Genomic DNA, 23,406 nt, shown 5'->3' on the forward strand with positions numbered 1-23,406 from the left:
CCCGTTTAATTCAGCACTGTAAAATGATGCTCTGCCAAAAAACGCTCCAGCTTTGTAGTCAATCGCATTTTTTCCTCATCGCTCGCGGCAACCAGTTCCAAATAAAGGCGCCCCTTGCCTCGTGCCCGTTCGCTTCCAGCGGTTTCTTTTTCACCATTCAAGTCCGGCTTAGCCGTGCCAATCCCTTCTGATCCGCCACCGCTGGCCCCAATTCCGCTCACACGAACCTGCTTGGCAGGCGATCTGCCTCCGCGCCCGGTTGCATTTCTGCTTGGCGTGCTTGTATGGCCCACAATCTTGTTCTCGCCATCTCGTCCACCTGTGTTCACATATAACGTATTGGCACCCAGAGGCATGACACCTTCTTCACGTTCACCTGTGAACAGCAATCCTTCACCTTTCAGCCCCTCCAGCAGTTCTTCATAGGATAGACTGCCATCATGGGACAGTGAATAATTCGTCAGCGTGCCACGCATATTTTTTCCGGCCAGAAAAGTATCAAGCTGATGCTTGATCAAGCTCATCGACTTTCTGGCATTAATTTCGATAATAGGCTCCAGCTTCCCACCACGAAGTGTCATGGAATCAATGCAAACATCGCCGTAATAACCATCCTGATACAATTGCCGCCCCACGTCCTGCATTAAGCTAAAATAGCCCTCGCGCTCCAGTCGCTCCAAAAAAGCCCCGTCCGGCGACAAGGATTCCCGATAGGAGAATTGTGTGTTAGCCAGCCATTGTACAGATATGATATCGACACTTCCATTATCACCAATCGTAAATTGGCATGAAAAATCCTGCTCTTTCTCCTGGAAAGGCTCCAAAAGGAAAAGCACCTGTTTGCCTTTGCGCTCCTGTCCACGTAAATACGACACGATCCGGTCCAGCATTTGTGTCGAGGTAATGTGCAGGTTTCCTTTGCCCGATACGCCAAAATCATCCTTGATTAAAAAGCTTCCATCCCGCAGCAGCTTACGCCCCGCCTCAGCGACATCTGCAAACGAAGTCACAATATAACCCGGGTTGCGCAGACCAAGGCTGCGTTTCAGATCAGAGGAATACGTTTTGGCATTTACCTTGCGAATCGTTTCCAGCGGTGGCTGATGTAGTGTTATTCCCCAAGCACGTGCAGCCTCCTCCACATGCGGTAAACCCGCAAACGGGCTAAGCACACAGCCTTCCAGTTGAGGAAATCCCTCTCCGGCATCGGCCTTGCGACTACCCAGCAGTTCAAATACGGAAGCGGTCGATACATTGCCTGCACGCTCCATGCCATCGGTCAAATCCCGTTCGTTGACAGCCGGATGAAAGCCCAACTGCGCGATATACTGACGATGTACGGGCGAAATGGCATAACGGGTCAATAACGCATCTCCCGGCTGGCAAAAGCTGAACAGCAGTTCATCCATGGCTGCTACAATCGCTGAAGAAGCCCGGTCAGGCAGGGCTGGCAGGGAAGCTAACTGGGCATCCCGCCAGTAAGCCTCCGCTTCGAATGTTCCCATATACAAATGACGCTGATTCGGTATCGCATTCATATGATTCGCTTCCTTTCCTGCTTCATTATTGGCCCACTACACGGTAGCGCTACTGACTCGCGCTCGTATAATCACGTAGAGCAAACTGCCATATCAGGCGGATGATCGCCAGCAGCCAGAGAGGTGCGAGAAATGCCCATACCACCAACCCGGGTTCCATTTTGCCGAGAATGAACATGGGCGGAAAATTACAAATGACAAACACCGGAAGCACGAACAAACCGATACGCTGAATCAGATTACTGTACACGGCCATCGGCACATAGTTTGTCTCGAAAATGCTGTTGGACAGCTCCGTAACGCCGTTCGTGCGGATAATCCAGAAGGCCAGCAGTTGGGGGAGCAAAAATACGGAGTATGCCGTAAGCACTCCGCATCCGAGCAGCACAGAGAACCCTCCTGCGGTTTCAAAATTAAACGGCAATCCGAGTCGATACCAGCCGATCCCCGTCATAATTCCGCCGCCAATTACATTTGGCACGGTATAGCCCAGTTCAAATTGACGCAGTGTCACCATAAATTGCAGCGATACGGGTTTGGTCATGAGCACATCCAGTGAGCCGGTACGAATTTTGTCAGGCAGGCTTGTAAAATTACTGTAGAACAATCCACTATAAAATCCGCTCATCATCGTAAACACGCCGATATATAACAATATGGCGTCAGGAGACCAGCCGTTAATGTCCGTCCCGGCGCGGTATGGTACCGATGCGTACAGCAGCTTGATGAGTAAATAAGCCGTTTCAACCAGAAATGCAGTTATAAAATTAATGCGGTATTCCATCTGCGACATGACGGAAAACTGGACAAACTTCCAGTACAGTCTGATGTAGCGCCTAACGTTTCGGAAAACATTTTTCATGTTACCCCCCCACCGAGACAAAGCGTTTGACCCCGGCTTGCCACACCCAGCGTGATAGGGCCGCCAGCGCTACAATCCAGAGCCATTGTACGCCAATGCCTTTAGCGGCTTCCAGTACAGTCAGCTTGCCCGTCAACGCATTCACCGGAAAAAATACGGTGTAGCTGAACGGTAGCAGACTGAACAGACGGGCCAAAACATCTCCAAAAATCGTCAGCGGAAACACGGTACCGCTAGCTACGTAAATGACAAGCGATAGCGTATAAAATAGTCCCGCCGATTCCGTCACCCAAAAGGCTATGCCGCTCAACGCATAATAGACCACAAAATTAAGCACAAGCGCTCCCGGCAACGCCAATATGTAAAGCAAGATGTACGATAGCCCGAAGCTGATTTGTCCTTCCAGGCTAAGACATAACAGCAAAATAGCAGCCGCCAGCAGCACGACCGCGGACTGTATGACTTTGCCTCCGATAAACCGGCAAAAACGGTAAGCGAAATAATGCACAGGCTGTACCATGAATTTTGCCAGTCCACCTTCCTTGATATCTGTAGCAATTTCATATTCAAAGCCCGTAGCAATCAGTTTTCCAGTGACTCCCGCCATGACCACATACACTAGCATTTCTGGCAGAGAATAACCCAGCACTCTTGCTTGTCCCGAAGAACCAAATACAGCTAGCCAGAGAAAAATTTGCGTCATGATGGGCAGCATAAATCCCGCCATTTGGAGCCAATAATTAGCCCGATACTCCATTTCATTTTGCATGCCGAGCTGGAGTACCTTCACATATTTGTTATTTCGCATCGGCCAGCCTGCCCCCATCATACAAATTGGCTATCCCCTCTTCCAGCGGGACGTCCTCAATCGTAAAATCAACGACAGGCAGTGCGTCCAAAATCTTTTTGGACCAAGCCAAGGTATCTTCTGCATCCAGCTCGAATACCGCCTCCAGCTCCGAGTTGGAGCGAAGTTTGCCGAGGCTCGCCAACGTTAGGTTGGATACAGGGGTCTCCAGTCGAACCTTGAGCAATTTACGGGCACCGATGACCTCGTTCACCTTGTGTAAGTCTCCGTCATAGACCAATCTGCCCCCGCTGATAATGATGGATCTACTGCACAAATCCTCAATATCCTTCATATAGTGGCTTGTCAGCAGGATGGTCGTCCGGTGCGTGCGGTTATAGGCTTTGAAAAACTCTCGAATCCGCCGCTGAGAAACAAGGTCCAGTCCGATGGTCGGCTCATCCAGCAAAATGACCCGTGGACGATGCAGCAGCGCAGCGATCAGTTCCATTTTCATACGCTCACCGAGAGACAGCCGCCGAACCTGCACATGAAGCTGCTCCTCCACCCCAAGCAAAGTGACCAGTTCATCCAGTGCCTCTTTATAACGGTTTTCATCGATTTCATAGATAAGCTTGTTCAGCTCGAATGACTCGCTTGCAGGCAAATCCCACCAGAGCTGGTTTTTCTGTCCCATTACAATGGAAAATTGACGTTTAAACTCTTTTTGTCGTTTCCACGGGGTAAAGCCGAGTACCGATGCCTCCCCGTCCGTGGGATGGAGAATGCCAGACAGCATTTTGAGCGTCGTTGTTTTGCCTGCCCCGTTTGGACCGAGAAATCCGACAATTTCCCCCTCCTCAATGCTAAAGCTGACATTTTGCACAGCCTCTTTGGTCAGCTGCTCACGCCTGAACAAGTTTTGCAACGATTTGCGCACGCCCGGCTCCTTTTTGTAGTACGTAAATGTTTTCGACAATTGGTTTAATGTAATGGACGGCAATTAATCCCCCTCCTCTTTCCTCTGTGCAGGACACCTGGATGAACGGTCTGATACGACCGAATGCTTGGACTACTCGGCTGCTTGCTCTGCTAAAATCATCAGTTCCTCCAGCATATGCCGCTGTCTTTCAATTAAATGCAAAGCTCGTTCCGTAATCTCAGGCATCCGATGCTTGCGCAGTTGAAGCCCTGTTTTGTAAATATGCAGATTAAGCTTGTGCCAATCCGCGTACAGCCCCTGTGCCAATTCAATTACATGCTGTGTTTGTGGCCCCAGCGTGGCTTGGTGCAGCAGGCAATAATCAGCTGTATAATCCGTCAAATGAAGAGCACTGCCCAATCGCAGATTGTAATAGATTTCATGACAGTACGTCCGAAAATCCTGATCCTCCATGTCTGCCAACAGACGGAAGTCATCAACAAATGCCCGGTACCCCTCATCTCCCCGCTTGACCTGCTTGCCTGTTACAGCTTTCCCCGTTTGACTGACCGACTCATTAGACGTAGGTACGCCTCTCCAGATGGCTTCGTGTCCAGTCAAATACTGTCGTATATGGTGAGCACACGCAGCATGCATCTCACTTGGCGAAAGCGGGGCAGGCTGCTCCACCAGCCATGCATACTCAATAATGCCCTGCATCAGATCGTCGAGCCGGGCTGAGCCCACATAAGTCATGGCATGTCCCGAGGAATCGAGCAGGAAGCTATCATTCACCTGTGCTGTCCGTTCTTGCAAGTCCAACCCGCACAACTCAATCACGTGGCCCCTTGGGTAATTTTTCACATATACATCGTGATAGGTTAAAGCGGTGCTTGACGTATGCAGCATGGTACCGTAGCCCGATGTAAGTACCCGCAACAAGTCGGTTTCATCACTGACACCAGCGACCCACGGTTCCACCCGAATAACAGGTCCACCACTGGCTGCCATTTCTTGAAGCTGCTCCGGATATTTCTCAGGCCCGAAGCGCTTCAAATCTCCACCATACTCTGCGCACATACTCCCACACAGCATGAATAGCTCGGATTCGGCCATGGTCACCCCGTACCTCCGCAATGAGGTACGCAGGGAAGAATATACACAATGCTTCCCTGGAAGAGCGTTTGCCACTTCTTCTGTACCATAGTCCACAACGGAATTTTGACGAGTCTCCATATCGGATCCCTGCATCAACCTTGTCTTTTCGGCGCCCTTATGCATATTTGCTCAGCAGACGCTCAATGCCTTGCAGTGTAGATAGATGCTCCAGCACTAGATCGTCGTCCTCCATCGTAATATCAAGCTCATTTTCCAACTCTACAATTAATTCCACAGCGGATAAGGAATTCAGCCCCAAGGTTCGCAAATCTTGATCCGGAGTCAACTGTTCCAGCTCGCCCGGAGCCAGCTTCAAAATCTTTTCCAGCAAGGGTACTACATGGTATACATCTGTTTTCATTCTTGATTCCCTCCCATTTATGAGCATCCTAATCCAGCAATGATACCTTCCAATTTGTGCGCATACGCATCAGCTTCCTGCCAGCTGTCTGCCAAAATAAGTGTGAAAATCCGGTTCACATAGCCCCGCTTCACAGGGATACCAGACAATGTACCCGCTGTATACACAAACACCCCTTCTGGACGTTCGGGCGTATAGAGCAAGCCCTCCTCAGCGAGCAGCCCGCACAAGCGGCTGTAGGTGAGAGGTGTGGCGGTAACGTTACGATAATAACGGGATAATGTTTTGTGCTGCTCTCCCAGGACGGATGACAAAAACGAAATATAGGTAGACAACGTAAATCTACCATTTATCTCAATGACTGGAACCAGCAAACCTTCTTCGTCAACAAAACCGTCAATAGAGGCCATTCCCGTATACCCAATGGAATAGAGATACGTACCCAGCTGATAGGCGCAGCGTCTCACTTCTTCCTCCAGCGCATCGCCAATCTCAGCCGGCACTTGAGATCCGATATACACGGTGCCATCCACGTTTTGCCTTTTTAGCGAAAACATCGTCACACCACCGCCCTCGTCAATACAGAGCTGGTAGTTCAGATCCATCTGCTTATTGTGCCAGCGCTCCACCAGCCAGCCGCCGGATGATGGCGACGAGCCGCCAAAGCGCCTCATCACACTCAGCAGCGTGTCCAGCTTGGACAGCTCGTCCAGCATATACATGCCTTGTCCCGAGGCACCGTGCGGCTGCTTGATAATCAGCTTCACAGGTCCATCCGATAAGTCAGCCAGTCTGGCACACTCCCTGCGGATCGCCGATTCGTCTGTACATACAGCGCCTTCGCTGACAGCAAAACCAAGCTTTTGCGCGGTCAGGCGGCTGAATATTTTATCATTCACCTGAGCACTGACCGCGGATGGAGCGCCGATCAACTCCAGCCCGCAAAGCTCCGCAATCGCTTCCTCCTGCGGTGTGACCGCATAGGGGACGAGCCACGCTTTGGCTCCACTGCTGCTGTGGCCTGCATCTGCAACCGTACGCAGTCGTGCCAAAAGCGCCTCATCCGCCAGCACCAGCTCTGAAATCGGCGTTAGCGGATCAGAAGGCTCTGGCACCTCAATACGCGGCAGGCTAAAGCCCAACCGTTGAAGCATGTCCAGAAACGCCTCATCCGGATATTCCCGAAGTACAATGACATCCTGACTTCGACATAGCAGAAGGTTCATTTCCTCCATCCGGTTTACGACCTGCTGTTCATCCCGGTCTACCATGCCCCCCTTGCGGGGGGATGGATGCCATACTTGCTCTGCACCGATATTAAACAGCCAAATCAGGACTCCATGGTCCCGTTCATGCGCAAGCGCTTCCACAAGGTTAATTGTTTTAGTCGTCACGACTTATCATCATCCCTCTCTCTTCCATCCAGTAACAAACAACATTCATAGAAAGCTAAATGTATTTCAGAGAGCCTGCCCCGTGCAGATACAATACGCTGCATTTGGAGCACACCGGAGTCAATCCTTCATGATTAATCTTTTGACGGGTTTTCTCATACGCTTCCGAGTTCCATATCTCCTTCAGACTGTGCTCACGCATGCTTCCAATCGTGAACTCACTGAAAAATTTGCAAGGCATGACCTTCCCGTCTGGTAAAATATCTGTTCTGGAGGTGAGCGCCAAACAATGATTGGAACAACGGCTGACCATTTCCTCACCATGTATAAATTTATCAATTTCCTCATAATCCAAACCGGGCTGATAGCGCACGCGAATGTTCCATACTCGCTCATTGATCCGCTGTAGTTCCTGCATCAGAGGATCGATGTTATCCGGGTTGATTTTATATTTGAAAGCATGCCAGCTACTAATATTTTTTTCTTCGAGTTGTCGGAGCCAAGAAAAATTACGTGTAAAATATTCATCCATTTTGAGGGAGGTCTCTTTGGAAATGTACCAGGGGAACGTCAGCAGCACCAGATCCAGCCTTTTGTCCTCCAGCATTTGCAGAAATTCGTACATCCGTCCGATCATGTTATCGTTAATGACCGCATGGACAGTTACCCGTCCCTTGTACAATCCCTGGTCGCGCAGTTCAATCAGCTTATCCATCTGCCGCATTGTTTTTTGAAAGGTGCCTTTACCGCGAATTAGGTCGTGTTCTCTTTCAAAACCTTCAATCGCTATTAATAACTCCAGATTTTCGGACAAATCCAAAATCCGGTCCAAATATTTATCAATAAGTAATCCATTTGTACAAAAGGTCATTTCGCGCCGATCTTCCGCCAGCACGTCCAAAATTTCATCAAAACGCCGATGAAACATTGGTTCGCCGCCCCACATGTACAGTCTGGACTTGGCTTCCTTGGTTTCGCTCAAAATTTGCCGGAGCATGTCTGGAGCAAGATCCATGTTTTGTTCTTCTTTATCCATTTGGTGATGGTAGCCTTCCTCGTTCCATTCAAAGCAGTGGGTACATCTCAGGTTGCAGCGGTTAGTCAGCTTAATGCCGATCGTCTGGGGCATGTCCGTTTTGAAAGCAGGGTCCTGTGTGGCGTTACGGTAAGATACAGAAGCGTTTTTCAGGTTACGCTTGATGAGCTTGAACGCTTTCTCATCAATCAGCACATTGCTTTTGGGCTGCATGCTAACACCTCGTTTAATGGATTTTCAGGCACATGTACCTAGCTGTACGTCAGACCGTCTCCATTCCCTCCAGATGCGGCGCTTGTTCCGCATCGCTGATCCCCTGAATGTAGCTGCAAAACGCATCTACCGAGCTCAAATGCTCCAGTTCAAAGGAATCAAAATCAATCTCCACATCAAATGCATCCTCCACTTGCAGCATGAAATGAACCAACTGCAACGAATCCAGTCCCGCATCATGAATAATGTCCGAATGTCCATCCAGCTTTGCGACCAGTTCAGGATCTTCCTTGACTGCGCTGATCATTTCAATCACTTGGCTTTGCATAGCAAACTCCTCCTTGTGAATGAGATTCTGTTCGTTCCACCCAACGATGCCCTCTGCAAAGAAAGCTCCTAGAAAAATTCCTTCACTGGAACTTTATTCAATTATACTCCTCCAATGAAGAGACAAGTCAATAGGTTGTTTTGTAAGTAAAACTCGCAATATGTAAATTAATGTATGATAACTTCTACAATTTTCGCTGGCTATTTTTTCGCAAAATTTAATAAAAATTCTTCTCACATCTCTTGCATGAGCGACAGAATTATTTTACAATACACGTGAAAATGTTTTTCTTAATATCATTCTTATAAACGATATTTATTTTCACGCAAATACTCTACAGCCAAAGGAGCACAGCTCATGTCCCCCATTCTTCATACATTAGCCCAAAGACTGGAGCTGCTTCCCGTACAGGAGCGCAAGCTGACGGAATCCATCCTGCAATCCCCGGAAGATGTGTTACATCTGGGTATTCGGGAGCTGTCAGAGCGTTGTGGTGTGAGTGCAGCGACCGTTACGCGGTTTTGCAAATCACTACATTTTAAAGGCTATCCCGATTTCAAAATGAAGCTGGCCGCCGAGTTGTCCCATTCCAACCGTAATGGTGAAGAATCCTATCAGGATATTGTCGCCGGAAATTCACTTCCCCGAATCGTGCAAGCTATTCAGGCGAACCACACCGCATCCATTGCAGACACGACCCGACTGCTGGATTACGACAAGCTGGAGCAGGCTATTGCATGGCTGTCAGCCACGAGCCGCATTGATCTCTATGGGATGGCGACATCGTCGATTGTGGCGCAGGATTTTTACCAGAAGCTCATCCGTATTGGCAAGAACAGCACTGCCTTTGCAGATTCACATATGCAGATTACCTCTGCCTCCTCGCTCGGAGTGGGAGATGTCGCCTTTGCCGTCTCTTATTCAGGAGAAACCCAGGAGACCATTGCGGCTCTACGCTGCGCCAAGGAACAAGGGGCCAAGACACTATCCCTGACCTCCTTCGGAAACAACACGCTGGCAGGCCTTGCGGATATTGCGCTATTTTCCTCCTCATTGGAGGAAGGAATGCGACGTGGGGATATGGCCTCCCGCATCGCCCAGCTTCATATCATAGATATTCTGTTTACAGGTATGGTGAGCGCGGATTTTGACAAATATATTCCGAGATTGGAAGGTTCATATCAACAAGTGAGCAAGCTCAAAAAACAACCGGGAGGTCACTAAGATGAACATACGCATTTTGAACAGCCGTGAAGACCTGAACGCTACTGCCGCCGCTGTGATCGCTAGCTTGCTGCAATCCAAACCACAGGCCATGCTTGGCCTGGCCACCGGTAGTACGCCGATTGGCATTTACCGACATCTTGCAGATATGTACCGCAAGGGACAGGTCAGTTTTGCACGCGCCTATTCCGTGAATCTTGATGAGTATGTTGGTCTTCCCCCAGAACATCCGCAGAGCTATCGAAGCTTTATGAATGAGCACTTGTTCCAACATATCGATATTCCGATATCCCACACACGTGTCCCTGACGGGAATGCACTGGATCTGGCAGCAGAATGTGCAGCGCACGAGCAGGCTATTCTGGATCATGGCCCCGTGGATCTGCAATTGCTTGGCATTGGTCATAATGGACATATCGGCTTTAACGAACCTGGTCACAGCTTGGCTGGAGCTACACATGTTGTAGATTTAAAAGAAAGTACGCGCTCGGCGAATGCTCGATTTTTTGGCGAAATAGATGCTGTACCCAGGCAAGCAGTTACGATGGGAGTAGGCACGATTCTTAAGGCGAAGCAAATTATACTGGTGGCTTTTGGTGCGGATAAGGCTGACATTATAAAGCAGGCTTTAACTGGACCCGTCACGACAGCGTGTCCGGCTTCCCTGCTGCAATGCCATCCCAACGTACTTATTTTATTAGATCAGGAGGCAGGAGAATGGTTCAATTGAAGTCAGATGAAATGAGTGGTACCGTACCCCAGCTACTGTATGGGCAAGTTGTCGTTGGGAATGACATCATTGAAAAAGGGGTTGTCGTCATTGAGGGGCAATCCATTGTATACGCTGGTTCAGAAGCGAATTTGCCCGCCGATTGGACAGCGTTAGTCTTCGCAAATCAGGAAGAAAGCGCAGCGAAAACCGCCAAAATTGTGCGTTTGGAAGGAGGCTATCTGCTGCCAGGCTTTATTGATATTCATGTTCACGGCGGGAACGGTGAGGACTTTATGGACTCCGATCCGAGGGTGCTGGATACGATCACCTCCTTTCACGGTTCACAAGGTACGACAGCTATGCTGGCTACCACGATGACCGCGCCCAAGGAACAGATTGACCGGGTATTGAGTGAAGTTCATGCATACATGGCACTACCTATGCCCTATGCGCAACTGGAGGGCGTACATTTGGAAGGACCGTTCATCAGTCCGAAGTGGCCGGGAGCGCAAAACCCGGAACATATCGTGCCACCGAATCTCTCATGGGTAGCAGAATGGGAGCAGCGCTACCCGGGCCTTGTTCGCCAGCTCACGCTTGCGCCCGAACGGGAAGGAGCGCTGGAACTGATTGCATGGCTGCGCAGCCATGGCATTACCGCAGCTCTCGGTCATACGGATGCTACGTATGAAGAGGTTGAACAGGCAGCGACGGCAGGGCTGAACCATGCGGTGCATGCGTTTAATGCGATGACTCCGTTGCATCATCGCAAGCCGGGAGCCGCCGGAGCCGTACTTGCTGATCCGCGCATTGAAGCAGAAATCATCGCGGACGGCATTCATGTGCATCCCGCCGCCATTTCCCTGCTCGCTAGGTTAAAACAGGATCATAATCTCATTCTCATCACCGATGCCATGTCTGCTACTGGTCTCGAAGACGGGAAATATACACTCGGCGATTTGCCAGTGATTGTGCAGGGCGATGTAGCACGACTGGAGGATGGCGTCACATTGGCCGGAAGCACACTAACGATGATTGAAGGCTTCCGCTATTTGGTTCAACACGTGGGTATGAGTATTCCTGCGGCATCACAAATGGCCAGCCTGAATCCGGCTCGATCCTTGCACATTGCTGATCGTACAGGTTCGCTTGAAGCAGGTAAACAAGCAGATATCCTGTTACTGGATGGAGACTTAAAGCTGCAAGGCGTATGGATTAAAGGATTGCGCAAATAATTCAGTTATAGTTATCATTCTCCCAAAACTAAAGAGCTATCCACCAGCGTATTCGCTGAGATGGATAGCTCTTTCTTTGGCATTGCACAATTATAGGGTTTGAATTAGCGATGATTCATCGGGGCAGGGGTATGATTTTGTGGACGTGTGGGTGCTGTATTATTCATTGGACGGTTTGTATCAGCCGCCGAGGTCGGGAATACACGTTCAATTACATCCATCATACCATTGCTCAAGCCTCTAATCGGATGACCATTTTGCACACTGTGTGTAAAGTCAGTGGCTTGTTTGACAAAGTCCGGGTTAGCGGATACATGTACCTGTTCAATCGAAGGTGCAAATTGCTTCACTTTATTCGCGATACGGCTCTTGACTGCATCACTTGGTTCATATGCAGTTCTTGCTCCCTCGATTGTGGTGTTTCCGTTATCTGTGCGATTGTTGTTGTCCGTTAAGCCACGCAACATACCGTACGATCCTGTACCCATCGTACCAAATAAACCGTCATCACGACGCGCAGGTGTTCCATTCCCGGTAACTCCATTGTCTGTCATTCCAGGCGTTGTAGTATCCGTAGTACGGTTTCCTCTAGTGCCATTAACGCCATTCACACTCGGTACATTCCCGTTACGTCCAGTACTGTTTGCACTTGGAGTACCGTCAATACTTGGAGCACTGACACCTGTTCCGTTGGCTTGGTCTTTCAAGGAAACGGCTACATAGGCATGTCGTTCACCGACCAGCACTGTCGCAGACTTTACATCCGGCATCTCGGATATACGTTTGGACAAATTGCGATCGACTTGCAGATTACGGACTGGATGTCCGGTTCGGTTGCCATTTTCATTCAATGACATCCCGTCCATACCATTCGACTTAACCCCATAACGATTCACACCATCCATACCATTACGGTTCACACCATCCAAGCCATAACGATTCACTCCATCCATATGGTGCGTGCTTTGTGCGTTATAGCGGGTAGCGTTCGTGCGGACGTTATGATTCGCAGTCCCACATCCTGTCAAAGTAGCCATGCTTGCAAGTAAAGCAGCAGAAATCGTCAAACTAATGACCTTCTTAGTTCCTGGCATGAACTCATCCTCCATACATATAAAATGTGTGACGAGATTATCATGCGCCATGGATCATGGGGATATCCTGACTAAAAAATGACTAAAAAAATAAAATTTTAATGTAAATATGAAATACAATTGATGATTTACCACAAGATGGCATGTATAATAAGCTTGAAAAATACTTTATTTTACAAAGGAGGATTTTCAGTTTGAAAAAGATCACTGTTTTAATGCTCATTTTTTTGTTATCAATAACTCTTGTCCCCGTCGGCGCTTTTGCAGGTTCCACTACCCCCCAACCCCCGAAAGATCCCGCTGGAAGCTGGGTAGAAGGCCCACCACCTAATCGCGTTGATCCTACCAAGCCAGCACTTTTGTTCGTACATGGTTTGAACAGTAGTGCTGAAGTCTGGACCAAGAATAATAACGATATGCTTCAGCGTGCACGTGACGCCGGATACCAGACAGCCACCATTAATCTGTACGATACAAATGGCACCTCCCAAGATATGTGGGACAATGGTAAGCTTCTGGCCGACAAAATTAAGGTCATCAGTAATCACTTTGGAAAAAAACTTATCGTTATCGCCCACAGCAAAGGTGGAGTGGATACTCAAACCGCTCTCGTATATAACGGAGCCGCTCCCTATGTACAACGTGTCATCACCCTCAGCAGTCCTCATCATGGCTCACAACTTGCAGATCTCGCCTACAGTAGCTGGGCCGGATGGCTGGCAGATATCGTCGGCTCACAAAATCCCGGTACCTCCACTTTACAAACATCTTATATGAAGTATTTCCGATCCAAGACCGATGCACTCAGTAATGCGACTACAATTCCATTCTTCACGTTTGCTGGTGATAACTGGTCTGGCGGCACTGCTTCCTACATAATGGGCGGACTTTACCTCTCATCCTTTGGTAAGAATGATGGAGTGGTCACAGTCGACAACGCTAAGCTTCCCGGCGGACGTGTAGTTAAAGTCGGATCTTGGGATCATGCCAAGGTTCGTACTGGCTCCTACGTTTTCTCCCTGATCCAACCCTACCTCCAAGCAAACACTCCAGCATTGAATCAGGAAACTGAATCACTTTCAGCATCTTCCCTGACTGCTTCTGCTGTACAAGCCACCTATAGCGAGATCGACAATTCATACTTTATTCGAGGCGGCGATTATAATGGACAAGCCTCAGAAACCCTGACTGTTGAAAATGGTGTCAAATCCATTGATCTGGACTGGATCAGCGATAAACGTGTGAGTCAGCTGGAACTAACCAAGCCTGACGGTACTAGTGAAATTATTAATCTGAAAGCAGGCTATGATGACGATATTTTTGCTGGTGCCTGGCATCATAACGCCGTCATTCAAAATCCAAAACCGGGCACCTATAAACTGAACGTCACAGTTCCTGATCAAGGAGCGTATCTCCTGATTGCACGTTACCAGGCTGTTCAAGTTCCTGAACTGAAATACAATCTGAATGCAGTGGGTCCGAAGCTAAACCTGAAAACACAGGATTCCCCGGACAGCGTGACACAAGTCACCTACCAAGTTCAATATTATGGTGATCCGCAGCAAGGAGTCACTTCTGCACCTAAAGGTTTGACGGCACAGCAAAAAACGGTTAAACCTAATGGGCAAATTGAGCTATCCAAAGCGGACAAGCCCGGCATCTATTCTGTAACCTATGAAATTAGCGGCACCACAGAGGCAGGTTATCCGTACCGCCGTACAGCTCTTCAATCCATTTATATTGATGCAGACGGCAACAAGTATGTCGACTAAATAAATCTACAGCCTAAAAAGCCTGCGAATCCCTATTAAGTTGGGGCATTTGCAGGCTTTTTTTTCATTGTGTTCAATCTGTTGTCTGATTCCTCAGCTTATGAAGCCAATAGTAGCGGTGTAAATCCATAATAAAATGAAAAAGAACAAATGCCAGCATGGAGTATACACTGATCAATACTGTGGCAACTAATTGTTGTGTAGCAAATCCGAGGGAAACATTCGCTATCAGATAACCAGCCCCAGTAAATGTGGTGATCGTCACTAGAGGCGCTCTCTTGTTTTTTTTCTTAACTTTTGGTTTCTTCTTATGTTTTGAAGGATCTTTGAATTTCGCCAAATTATATTTTATAAAGTAATACAAAGCGACTCCATAAAGGGCAAAAGAACCTATAAAATACCATGAAGTATCCAGACCCAACATGCCATAAGCAAACTTTTGTGTCATGATCATGAAGCCCATAGAACAAATCAAACCAAATACACCACGGAATAAAATGTAATTCAATTGCAATTTGCGTGGCATGATGACCAGTACTAGAGCCCAAATGTTTATCAAAACAATCGGTGGCAACAGTACATACACGTAAACTGCAATGTATGGATTTCCCACTAAGGGGATAACCAGAAACAGATCTAACAGTAATAAAACAAGAATGATGACATTGGAACGAATACTGTTGACTGGGTACATCTTCATACTTTTCTCAAAAGAAGCCCTGTTATCAATCATAAACTTATAAGCCCTCCGTTAAATAAGTAAACCTACGGATAAGGATAGCCAAGGCTATATCCATTGTCCACTTTTCACTGTCTTTAACTCTTGTCGCAGTTCTTCTATAAAATCAGTCACAATGCTTTGGACAGCATCTTCACGGGACATACGAATATATCGACTGGTCTTTTGAATGTCTTCCTCGAACAATTGAAGTATCCTATACATGGCCTCCTGATCTCCACTTTGTACTAATTTTAGCAATTGGACGAACTCAGCATCCGAAATAACTCTTTCAGCATTTTCTTTTTCCATTTATTCACCGCCTGTTGGGATAGCTTTAACTCTTTTGCAATCTGTGCTTCGGTTTTATCTAGTATGTAAAGGTCAAAGATGATCATTTTTCCGATCTCAGAAGATAGAGAGTTGATAAGCTGTAATGTGTACATATGAGAGTTTGAAGATTCTGTAAAAGATGGGCCACTGACGGATTCGTTCTTTTCCATTACAAATTCATGATTGGTTTGTACCCGAGCACGATACTGGATTCTCCAGGCAATGCGGTACAGCTTCTTTCGATATTGTTCTACCAATGTTAGCTGAGACTGATCCATTGTAAATCACCCTTTCTCTTTGGATTTGACTTTTTCTAATCCTCATACTATAGGGTAATTTCCAAACCTATTTTACAACCAAAAACAGAACATTTGTTCTTATTTATTATACTATTTTTACAATCGGTTGTATATGGTTCGTTTAATTTACCTTCCTTTATATATGGCTAAAAAGGAGGGAATACATTGCAAATGGATGATGCTCTTTCTCTGGTTACCAACGTAGGCTTTCCGGCTGGACTTTGTTTTATTTTGTTGCGGCACATCCTGCACACGATGGAGGAAAAGCTGGATAAGCTGGACGTCTCACTTCATGAGCTGATTCAAGTAATCCAAGATTTAAACGACACTAACAACTCTTCTTCCAAAAGCAGCAAACCTGACGAATAACAAACACAAAGAAGCTCCAGACGACGATCATCCGCCGTTGGAGCCTCTTTGTGCAGCTAATTTAATTACTAATGGTTATTTTCCAGCCTGAGCTTGGTCGTGGGCATTCTGTTCAGTACGGTTCACGTCAGATACTGACAGACCATAAGCCCAGTTACTTTGTGGCGGTACAACCCATACGGTATCTGGATCATCTTTAAGCGTCCAGCCCTGATAGACCAGCTGGGAATCATCCTTACCCAGCGATACACTTAGCGTAAAGCGGTGGACAGGCTTGCTCAGCTCAGAGGCTTTGCGCAAGGCCTGACTGCTGGCCAGGTTTTTGATCTGCTGCGAGAGGGAAGTCGCCGTGTCGCTGGCTACTGACTTTCCGTTCAGCGTCCAAGATGTGGAGGCACTGTCTCCGGTCCCGCTGTTACCGGAGGATTTGAGCATCCATGAAGCATTTTGGCCTTCCCACTCTATTCCGCTCAGCTTGGTATCGTCCCAATCGAACGGCGTTGTATCTATAAAATCTTCAGCACCCAGCAATAACCCTGAAAGAGTATCTATAGGTACAGAAGCTATCTCTTTTTTGTCTGATAATACATAAACAGCATCTCCGGAAGGCAACGTTTCACCGAAAGCAAAGGTACGAACGTCACCCTGCTTGGTCTTAATCTCAATCTGATCATGGGTAGCGGAGATCCCATATTTGGCTACGTCTGTAGGGGAAGATTCCACCACTTCACCCAACTTTACATTTTGAATCGCCGCTAGCCAATGGTCTATTGTATATTGGTTTAGCGGGTAAGTCCGTGGCTTGCTCATACTCCATTGGCCATCATGTTGTTCAAGTTCCACCGACTTGCCGTCCTTTCCAGTGATTGCGAAAGACGTAATATTCTCTTGCGTAAGCTGAATCAGCTGACGAGCAGCCGGCGCTTGTTCATGAAAAAAGTTTTGGCTCTTTGCATAGATTATACCCGCTCCCAATACAACTAACAGCAGCACTGTGGGTATCCATTTTCTCATGCTCTTCTTCGCCTCCACCATAATAAGATTCCGATGACCGCGAACAGCAACGGCAATCCGATGACAGATATGGTCAATATCGTTTTCGCTTGTGCAGGAGTCAAGTAAGCTACCTTATAATCCTGCTCCTGACGAGGACGAATAGTGAGCCCATCAGAATGCTCCTGCACATAATTCAGACTGTTCAGCACAAAGTCTCGATTGCCTCCTGTGCCGATCTCAGTGTCGCTTAAGAGGGCAGACGTTCCGAGAATAACGGCTTTGGGCTTGCCGTCTTTCCCTTCTACCGCATAACCGAGATCCAGCGGCCCCTGCGGGTCCTTGTCATCCTTCTGTGTTTCGTTGTTCAGCAGACCTTGGATATTCGTTTCACCATAGCTAGCTCCAGAAGATTTCATCAAAAGCGTCGTCTTCCAATCCTTCTGCTCTCCTGCCTGCAAAGCAATAGACAATGAAAGAACAGGGTACAGATTGGAAGCCGCCAACTTATCGGTGATCGCATGACTGCCGAAGGTAGGAACCGTCCATAGCGGTCCAAGTGTATTCGTCTGTTCTTGATCCACCACGATGGCATGAGTGTCCTTCACTCCATAATCAGCCGCTAATGCATCAAGGTTTTTCCAATCGGACCCCATGTTCGGGTGAAAGCCTAGTGCCATAAAAAGCTTTCCGCCACCATTCAGATACGTACGAATACTCTTCAGTTCTGTTGCACTGATATCACGTTCTGGTCCAACAATAGCCAATACAGACGCATCTTTGGGTACACTACCCGCCTGATTGAGCTGAACTTCCTCTGTTTTCACATTATCTTGTGACAGTGAGCTACTTAATTCAGTCATTTGGGACAATGGGATTTCCTCATGTCCAGTTAGAAAGGCCACTTTTCCTTGACGGGTAGATGATAATCCCAACAATCCACTCGTCAGCTTTTCTTCCCCCGTAAATTGGTATGCCCCTTCACCACTCCCCTGAGCTTGCGTAAATAGACTCCCAATATCTATAACCCGTTTCTTCTCCCCCTGCACCAACACAATAGACGCTGCAGTAACACCATATTGCTTGGCCAGTATCGGTTCCTGATTCAGATCGTATTGCTCGACCTTGAGCTTGCTGTTACGCTTGGCGTATTCATTCAGCATATCCGTAACATCCCGGTTCAGCTTCTGATTTTGCGAGGTGGATACGGTAAAGGCAATCAATCGTACGTCTTCCTTTACATCCTGGATGGTCGTCAACGTTTGGTCAGACAGCGTATACTGCTTCCCTGCCGTCAGATCCAGTTGAAAGCCACCCAGCGAACGCAGAAATAACGTCAATAAAATAAAAATCCCTACAGCAGCAATCGATAGTACCACACTATTGGTATGACCCAGCCATTTTTTCATATTCATTACCTCCACCGTTTCCGTTCAACCACTTGGATGCTGAATAGCAAAAAGAGTACCGCCACCGTCACGTAGTACATCACATCGGCTCCATTCAGCAATCCTTTGGTGAAACTGTCAAACCGTGCGGTTAGTGAAAAAGGTTCCAGCCATTGCTGTACCGCCGCAGATGCACCCGTCTGTCCACCAAACGAATCCAGCATCCAGAACACAAGTAAAATAATAAAACTGACGACCGCTGACATCATCTGATGCTGTGAAAGCGTCGAAGCGAATAAGCCGATCGCCATCATGGCTGCGCCAAGCATAAACAGACCGATCACAGATGTTAATACCAGCGTCCAATCCAGCGACCCATAAAAGGACATCACGACCGGATACGCTAGACTGCACAGCACTAATATGAGCAACATGCCCAACGACGCTAAAAATTTACCCACGATCATTTCCGTCACACTCACAGGTGAGGTAAGCAGCAGTTCATCCGTACCTTGCCTGAATTCCTCCGCAACCAGCCTCATCGTGAGCAATGGGACGACGAACACCAGCATGGACAAGGTGTCACCGAGTACCAGCCGATAGTCCAGAATGCTTGGCTGATACATAACAAAATTGGTATAAAAAAGTAACCCCGTCAGCAGCATGTACACTGCAAGCGCAAAATAGGTCGTTGGTGTCCACAGATAGGCTTGCAGCTCTTTTTGACAAACCGCGAACAAACGCCTCATGACCGATTACCTCCTGTATCCTTATCTTCTTCGGCCTTATCGTCCCCGGACGCAGCATCTCCATGCTCCACCGTGATAGCCGTAGGGGCTGCATTCTTCGAGGAATGTAGGTCTTGTACTGCTGGATCGTCGACCTGACCTTCTTCCGTCTCGCGTGTCGTTAACTGCTGGAAGATATTTTCCAAGCTAAGGCTTTCTTTTTTCATCTCCAAAATCGGAAGCTTCGCATCAGACAGCACATAAAATAGTTCTTCGCGAAAATCCTCACCGGAGGCTCCTGTGAGTAGCAATCCAGTCATATCTGACTCTGCGGCACTTAGCTCCGTGTTCGCTGAAGGCAGCGTGGTCGCCATAGATTCAACCTCTACTTTTCCCCAAGTACGAAGGACATCCATCACCTGCTCACGCTTGCCTTTAACCTCTACCTTCACCTTGAATCCATCTTCCATCGAACCGCCGAGCGTGTCAGGGCGCCCATCCATGACCAGTTTCCCTTCATGAATGATGAGAACACGATTGCATAACGCATCCACCTCAGGCAATATATGTGTGCTAAGCAATACCGTATGATTTTCGCCAATCTCCTGAATGAGCTGACGAATCTCCAAAATCTGATTGGGGTCCAAACCCGAGGTCGGTTCATCGAGCACCAGTAAATCCGGGTTATGAATAATCGCACCTGCCAGTCCCAAGCGCTGTTTATACCCTTTGGACAAACTGCGGACTAATTGTTTTTCCCGCCCATTCAGTCCTAGCCTGGAAATCATCTCCGAAATACGCAGCTTCTGCTCTCTCGCAGGCACGTCACGAATACTAGCTACAAACTTTAAATAGGATCTTACGGACATATCCTCATACAAAGGGGGCGTCTCCGGCAGATAACCGATTTTGGAACGAGCTTGTCTGCCCTTATCCTGAATCGGGATACCATCAATCGTAATCACTCCCTCGTTGGGTTGAAGATACCCTGTAATCATGCGCATGGTTGTCGTTTTACCCGCACCATTCGGCCCCAGGAAACCAACAATTTCACCGCGCTGCATTTCAAAATCCAGCTTATGTACACCCCGGTTGCCCTCATACCACTTGCTCACCTGCTGTACTTTGAGCACATGTTCCACCCTTTCCTTTATCGTATTGACAAATCATATCGAACTACACACACATATCAAAAAAACTCCATAGCGATAGATTTGGACGACCAAATCAATCTTTGGGCGAGCGCTCTCATCCTACTACTCTCCCACCTAAAATGTTGCATGAGTAGCGGGTAGCAGTGGAGCGGAGGGTTTGGAGCTGGAGAAGCACCAGCGATCGGAAGCCCAAAGCCTTCGCGAAACGGTCTCTCCTCGCCTCATGCTACACTTTTAAACTCTAATGATACCCCCCCACATATAACTCCAGCTTAACGTCACTTAAATAGAAGCTTAAAATAATGTGTCTAAAATGTGAACATGGAAATGCGCATCTGCCCTCGTAAACTTGTACGGTTCGCCACGGCGTGGATTCGCATCTACTATCATTACAACGTGTGAAGGGAGTGTATAAAAAACGATGACCGTACTATTTACCAATCTAGTTAATAACGGCGACTTCGAGACTGGATCTACCCTTTTTTGGAACGCTGCAAATGTGACCGTCACTAACTTATCCGTAAAAAAGACAAACTTTTATAGTGCGATCCTGACAGGAGGCGCAGTAGATGCATCTCTTTCCCAGGTCGTTTTTGCTGCACCAGGCGAAAGCTATACATTAAGCCTCTCAGCTGCAAAAATAGGAAGCCTGTCCAGTCCTCAAGTTAACATTTTTCTGTATTACTATGACGCAACCTTTAGCTTCCTTAGCACGGGGCTGACTACCTATTTGAGCGCAGGCACATTGCCAGACGCTGTGAACGGAACATGGCAAAGCCTGTATGAAGTAACAGCTCCTGTTCCAGCCAACGCAGCCTTTGCCTTTTTGGTTATTAGTAAAAATGCCTTGGCTAACACTGCTGATGTAGCCATTGATTCTATTGCTCTTGTTAAAGCAAGTGCAGCTGGAGCTGTGGGCCCAGCCGGACCTGCCGGGCCTACGGGTGCTACAGGGCCTGCGGGTGCCACAGGCGCTACAGGCGTTAGCGGACCTGTCGGACCTACGGGTGCCACGGGTGACACTGGTGTTACCGGACCTGTTGGGCCTACGGGTGCCACGGGCGATACAGGTGCTACTGGACCTGTCGGACCTACAGGCGCCACGGGTGACACTGGTGTTACCGGACCTGTCGGGCCTACGGGTGCCACGGGTGATACAGGTGCTACTGGACCTGTCGGACCTACAGGCGCCACGGGTGACACTGGTGTTACCGGACCTGTCGGGTCTACGGGTGCCACCGGCTTTACCGGACCTGCTGGACCTATCGGGCCTGTCGGACCTATTGGCGACACAGGCGCTACGGGACCCGCTGGACCAACAGGGCCGACTGGACCTACCGGACCGTTTGGCCTTGGATTTACTGGCCCGATTGGACCAACAGGAGACACTGGTCCACAAGGACCGATTGGACCTACCGGACCTACGGGGCCGACTGGACCTACAGGGCCTACCGGACTCTAACGTTCTTTTTTCTACCACATTATATTTAAGCGACGTACCATACCTTATCGACAAAGCCGCACAGCCCGTTTAGGCTTTGTCATCCTTGCCCTGCCGCGATTGCGGCAGGGCTTCTATAATCAGACCTCTTGATAAATAAAGCTTTATGTTCGACCTGAATCCTTAGAAGGTTCCCAAAGGAGTGGTACTCAATTGATCAGTATCAGCCTGTGCATGATCGTCAAAAATGATCAAAATACTATTGGCCGTTGCCTGGAATCGATCCATCCTATTATGGATGAAATCAACATCGTGGACACGGGTTCACAGGATCAGACCATTGACATATGTCGCAACTTTACAGATCGAATTTTTCCATTTGAATGGGTAGATCATTTTGCCCTTGCACGTAACTATTCGTTTGAACAAGCTACGCAGGAATACATTCTCTGGCTGGATGCCGATGATATTTTGAAGGAACAGGACGCCGTCAAGCTGCTTGAGCTGAAGCAAACCCTTGATTCCTCAGCCACACCAATCGTGGATTCCGTGTCTATGAATTATCACTATGCCTTTGATGATCATGGCAATGTCACCCTACATTTTCGTCGAAACCGCTTAGTTAGAAGGTCAGCCGGGTTCCGTTGGCACGGAGCCGTGCATGAGTACCTCGCCGTAAACGGGAATATTCAACATGCCGATATCGCCATAACTCACACTAGAACACACACGGTCTCTCCAGGACGAAACCTGCGAATCTATGAGAAATTGCTCGCCCAAGGTCATGCCTTCTCTCCTCGTGACCTCTACTATTACGCTAACGAGTTAAGAGACAATAAAAGATATGAGCAGGCTGTGCAGGTTTACCAGGATTTTCTGTATACTGGACAATGCTGGGCAGAGGACGCGATTAGTGCATGTAGCAAAATGGCTGATTGTCTACAACAGCTTGGCAAGCTGGAGCAAAGCATTACGGCGGCTCTCCATAGTTTGACCTTCGATACGCCCAGGGCTGATCTGTGCTGTCGGATGGGTCATTATTTTTTGCATAAAAATGAGATCTCCAAAGCTATTTACTGGTACGACATGGCTACCACTCTGAATCCTCCCGACACGATGGGCCCGGTACAAGACGCGTACCAAACGTGGTTTCCTCATATCCAGCTATGCATTTGCCATTTTCGGATGAAGGATTACACACGTGCGAATTGGCACAACGAGCAAGCTGCCATTTACATTCCCAACGACCCGTACGTCCTGCATAATCGACAGTTCTTCAGCTCAATCCTGAATCCTCCCCAATAAAAATGTCCCCCACACTCACCCCTTAATCTTTGAGTAAGTCAA

General features: G+C 48.1%; 24 protein-coding genes. 7 read left to right on the forward strand and 17 right to left on the reverse strand.

Annotation, left to right across the window (positions count from 1 at the left end):
- Positions 1-5: 5 nt before the first annotated feature.
- The 9 genes from NSQ57_RS19335 to NSQ57_RS19375 all read right to left on the reverse strand — a co-directional run bounded on the left by NSQ57_RS19335 (position 6) and on the right by NSQ57_RS19375 (position 8,599).
- A complete protein-coding gene (locus NSQ57_RS19335; protein WP_342425179.1) occupies positions 6-1,538 on the reverse strand; it encodes a hypothetical protein in 1,533 nt (510 codons plus the stop codon).
- A 49-nt stretch (positions 1,539-1,587) separates the two neighbouring features.
- Positions 1,588-2,400, reverse strand: a complete 813-nt coding sequence (locus NSQ57_RS19340) for an ABC-2 family transporter protein (RefSeq protein ID WP_029518332.1) — start codon at positions 2,398-2,400, stop codon at positions 1,588-1,590.
- A 1-nt stretch (position 2,401) separates the two neighbouring features.
- A complete protein-coding gene (locus NSQ57_RS19345) occupies positions 2,402-3,208 on the reverse strand; it encodes an ABC-2 family transporter protein (RefSeq protein WP_029518331.1) in 807 nt (268 codons plus the stop codon).
- Positions 3,198-4,190, reverse strand: a complete 993-nt coding sequence (locus NSQ57_RS19350) for an ATP-binding cassette domain-containing protein (protein WP_029518330.1) — start codon at positions 4,188-4,190, stop codon at positions 3,198-3,200. The genes NSQ57_RS19345 and NSQ57_RS19350 overlap by 11 nt, the downstream gene beginning before the upstream one ends.
- Before the next feature lie 69 nt (positions 4,191-4,259).
- A complete protein-coding gene (locus NSQ57_RS19355) occupies positions 4,260-5,345 on the reverse strand; it encodes a hypothetical protein (protein WP_245249076.1) in 1,086 nt (361 codons plus the stop codon).
- A 37-nt stretch (positions 5,346-5,382) separates the two neighbouring features.
- Positions 5,383-5,628, reverse strand: coding sequence for an acyl carrier protein (locus NSQ57_RS19360; protein ID WP_029518328.1), 246 nt, complete (start codon positions 5,626-5,628; stop codon positions 5,383-5,385).
- A 17-nt stretch (positions 5,629-5,645) separates the two neighbouring features.
- Complete coding sequence (locus tag NSQ57_RS19365) at positions 5,646-7,022, reverse strand: peptide ligase PGM1-related protein (protein ID WP_029518327.1); 1,377 nt, start codon at positions 7,020-7,022, stop codon at positions 5,646-5,648.
- A gap of 55 nt (positions 7,023-7,077) precedes the next feature.
- Complete coding sequence (locus NSQ57_RS19370; RefSeq protein WP_069011016.1) at positions 7,078-8,271, reverse strand: radical SAM protein; 1,194 nt, start codon at positions 8,269-8,271, stop codon at positions 7,078-7,080.
- A gap of 49 nt (positions 8,272-8,320) precedes the next feature.
- Complete coding sequence (locus tag NSQ57_RS19375) at positions 8,321-8,599, reverse strand: phosphopantetheine-binding protein (RefSeq protein ID WP_013311713.1); 279 nt, start codon at positions 8,597-8,599, stop codon at positions 8,321-8,323.
- A 357-nt stretch (positions 8,600-8,956) separates the two neighbouring features.
- On the opposite strand from NSQ57_RS19375, the gene NSQ57_RS19380 reads away from it, so the two are divergent.
- Genes NSQ57_RS19380 through nagA form a run of 3 tightly spaced genes read left to right on the forward strand, consistent with a single transcriptional unit; the run spans position 8,957 to position 11,770 of the window.
- Complete coding sequence (locus NSQ57_RS19380; RefSeq protein ID WP_069011015.1) at positions 8,957-9,823, forward strand: MurR/RpiR family transcriptional regulator; 867 nt, start codon at positions 8,957-8,959, stop codon at positions 9,821-9,823.
- Between the two features lies 1 nt (position 9,824).
- Complete coding sequence (nagB, locus tag NSQ57_RS19385) at positions 9,825-10,553, forward strand: glucosamine-6-phosphate deaminase (protein ID WP_340956678.1); 729 nt, start codon at positions 9,825-9,827, stop codon at positions 10,551-10,553.
- Positions 10,550-11,770, forward strand: coding sequence for an N-acetylglucosamine-6-phosphate deacetylase (gene nagA / locus NSQ57_RS19390; protein ID WP_081317555.1), 1,221 nt, complete (start codon positions 10,550-10,552; stop codon positions 11,768-11,770). The genes nagB and nagA overlap by 4 nt, the downstream gene beginning before the upstream one ends.
- 104 nt (positions 11,771-11,874) lie before the next feature.
- Here the strand turns inward: nagA and NSQ57_RS19395 are convergent, their stop codons facing one another.
- Positions 11,875-12,864, reverse strand: a complete 990-nt coding sequence (locus NSQ57_RS19395) for a YhcN/YlaJ family sporulation lipoprotein (RefSeq protein ID WP_342425180.1) — start codon at positions 12,862-12,864, stop codon at positions 11,875-11,877.
- Between the two features lie 194 nt (positions 12,865-13,058).
- Between NSQ57_RS19395 and NSQ57_RS19400 the strand changes: the two genes are divergently transcribed.
- Positions 13,059-14,636 (forward strand): alpha/beta fold hydrolase, encoded by a 1,578-nt coding sequence (locus NSQ57_RS19400; RefSeq protein ID WP_342425181.1) that lies wholly within the window; start codon positions 13,059-13,061, stop codon positions 14,634-14,636.
- Positions 14,637-14,709: 73 nt separating this feature from the next.
- On the opposite strand, the gene NSQ57_RS19405 is transcribed toward NSQ57_RS19400, so the two are convergent.
- Genes NSQ57_RS19405 through NSQ57_RS19415 form a run of 3 tightly spaced genes read right to left on the reverse strand, consistent with a single transcriptional unit; the run spans position 14,710 to position 15,965 of the window.
- Positions 14,710-15,369, reverse strand: a complete 660-nt coding sequence (locus tag NSQ57_RS19405) for a hypothetical protein (RefSeq protein ID WP_340933027.1) — start codon at positions 15,367-15,369, stop codon at positions 14,710-14,712.
- 54 nt (positions 15,370-15,423) lie between these two features.
- The gene (locus NSQ57_RS19410) at positions 15,424-15,666 is read right to left on the reverse strand and encodes a helix-turn-helix domain-containing protein (protein ID WP_080658658.1); all 243 of its coding nucleotides are present in this window, start codon (positions 15,664-15,666) and stop codon (positions 15,424-15,426) included.
- Positions 15,609-15,965 carry a sigma-70 family RNA polymerase sigma factor gene (locus NSQ57_RS19415; RefSeq protein WP_341071210.1) on the reverse strand — a complete coding sequence of 119 codons (357 nt, stop codon included), beginning with the start codon at positions 15,963-15,965 and terminating at the stop codon, positions 15,609-15,611. Before NSQ57_RS19415 ends, NSQ57_RS19410 begins: the two co-directional genes overlap by 58 nt.
- 186 nt (positions 15,966-16,151) lie before the next feature.
- On the opposite strand from NSQ57_RS19415, the gene NSQ57_RS19420 reads away from it, so the two are divergent.
- Positions 16,152-16,355 carry a hypothetical protein gene (locus tag NSQ57_RS19420; RefSeq protein ID WP_029518318.1) on the forward strand — a complete coding sequence of 68 codons (204 nt, stop codon included), beginning with the start codon at positions 16,152-16,154 and terminating at the stop codon, positions 16,353-16,355.
- A gap of 75 nt (positions 16,356-16,430) precedes the next feature.
- Here the strand turns inward: NSQ57_RS19420 and NSQ57_RS19425 are convergent, their stop codons facing one another.
- From NSQ57_RS19425 to NSQ57_RS19440, 4 genes are read right to left on the reverse strand one after another with little or no spacing between them, the layout of a single operon-like run.
- Positions 16,431-17,369 carry a DUF4340 domain-containing protein gene (locus tag NSQ57_RS19425; RefSeq protein WP_165148670.1) on the reverse strand — a complete coding sequence of 313 codons (939 nt, stop codon included), beginning with the start codon at positions 17,367-17,369 and terminating at the stop codon, positions 16,431-16,433.
- Positions 17,366-18,757 carry a GldG family protein gene (locus NSQ57_RS19430; protein WP_029518316.1) on the reverse strand — a complete coding sequence of 464 codons (1,392 nt, stop codon included), beginning with the start codon at positions 18,755-18,757 and terminating at the stop codon, positions 17,366-17,368. Before NSQ57_RS19430 ends, NSQ57_RS19425 begins: the two co-directional genes overlap by 4 nt.
- 5 nt (positions 18,758-18,762) lie before the next feature.
- The gene (locus tag NSQ57_RS19435; RefSeq protein WP_029518315.1) at positions 18,763-19,485 is read right to left on the reverse strand and encodes an ABC transporter permease; all 723 of its coding nucleotides are present in this window, start codon (positions 19,483-19,485) and stop codon (positions 18,763-18,765) included.
- Positions 19,482-20,597, reverse strand: coding sequence for an ATP-binding cassette domain-containing protein (locus NSQ57_RS19440; protein WP_029518314.1), 1,116 nt, complete (start codon positions 20,595-20,597; stop codon positions 19,482-19,484). The genes NSQ57_RS19435 and NSQ57_RS19440 overlap by 4 nt, the downstream gene beginning before the upstream one ends.
- A gap of 442 nt (positions 20,598-21,039) precedes the next feature.
- Between NSQ57_RS19440 and NSQ57_RS19445 the strand changes: the two genes are divergently transcribed.
- The gene (locus NSQ57_RS19445) at positions 21,040-22,080 is read left to right on the forward strand and encodes an NTTRR-F1 domain (RefSeq protein WP_342425182.1); all 1,041 of its coding nucleotides are present in this window, start codon (positions 21,040-21,042) and stop codon (positions 22,078-22,080) included.
- A gap of 192 nt (positions 22,081-22,272) precedes the next feature.
- Entirely contained in the window at positions 22,273-23,364 is a 1,092-nt protein-coding gene (locus NSQ57_RS19450) for a glycosyltransferase (protein ID WP_342425183.1), read from the forward strand.
- Positions 23,365-23,406 lie beyond the last annotated feature (42 nt).

The organism is Paenibacillus sp. FSL L8-0502, from assembly GCF_038593055.1.
GTDB lineage: Bacteria > Bacillota > Bacilli > Paenibacillales > Paenibacillaceae > Paenibacillus > Paenibacillus polymyxa_D.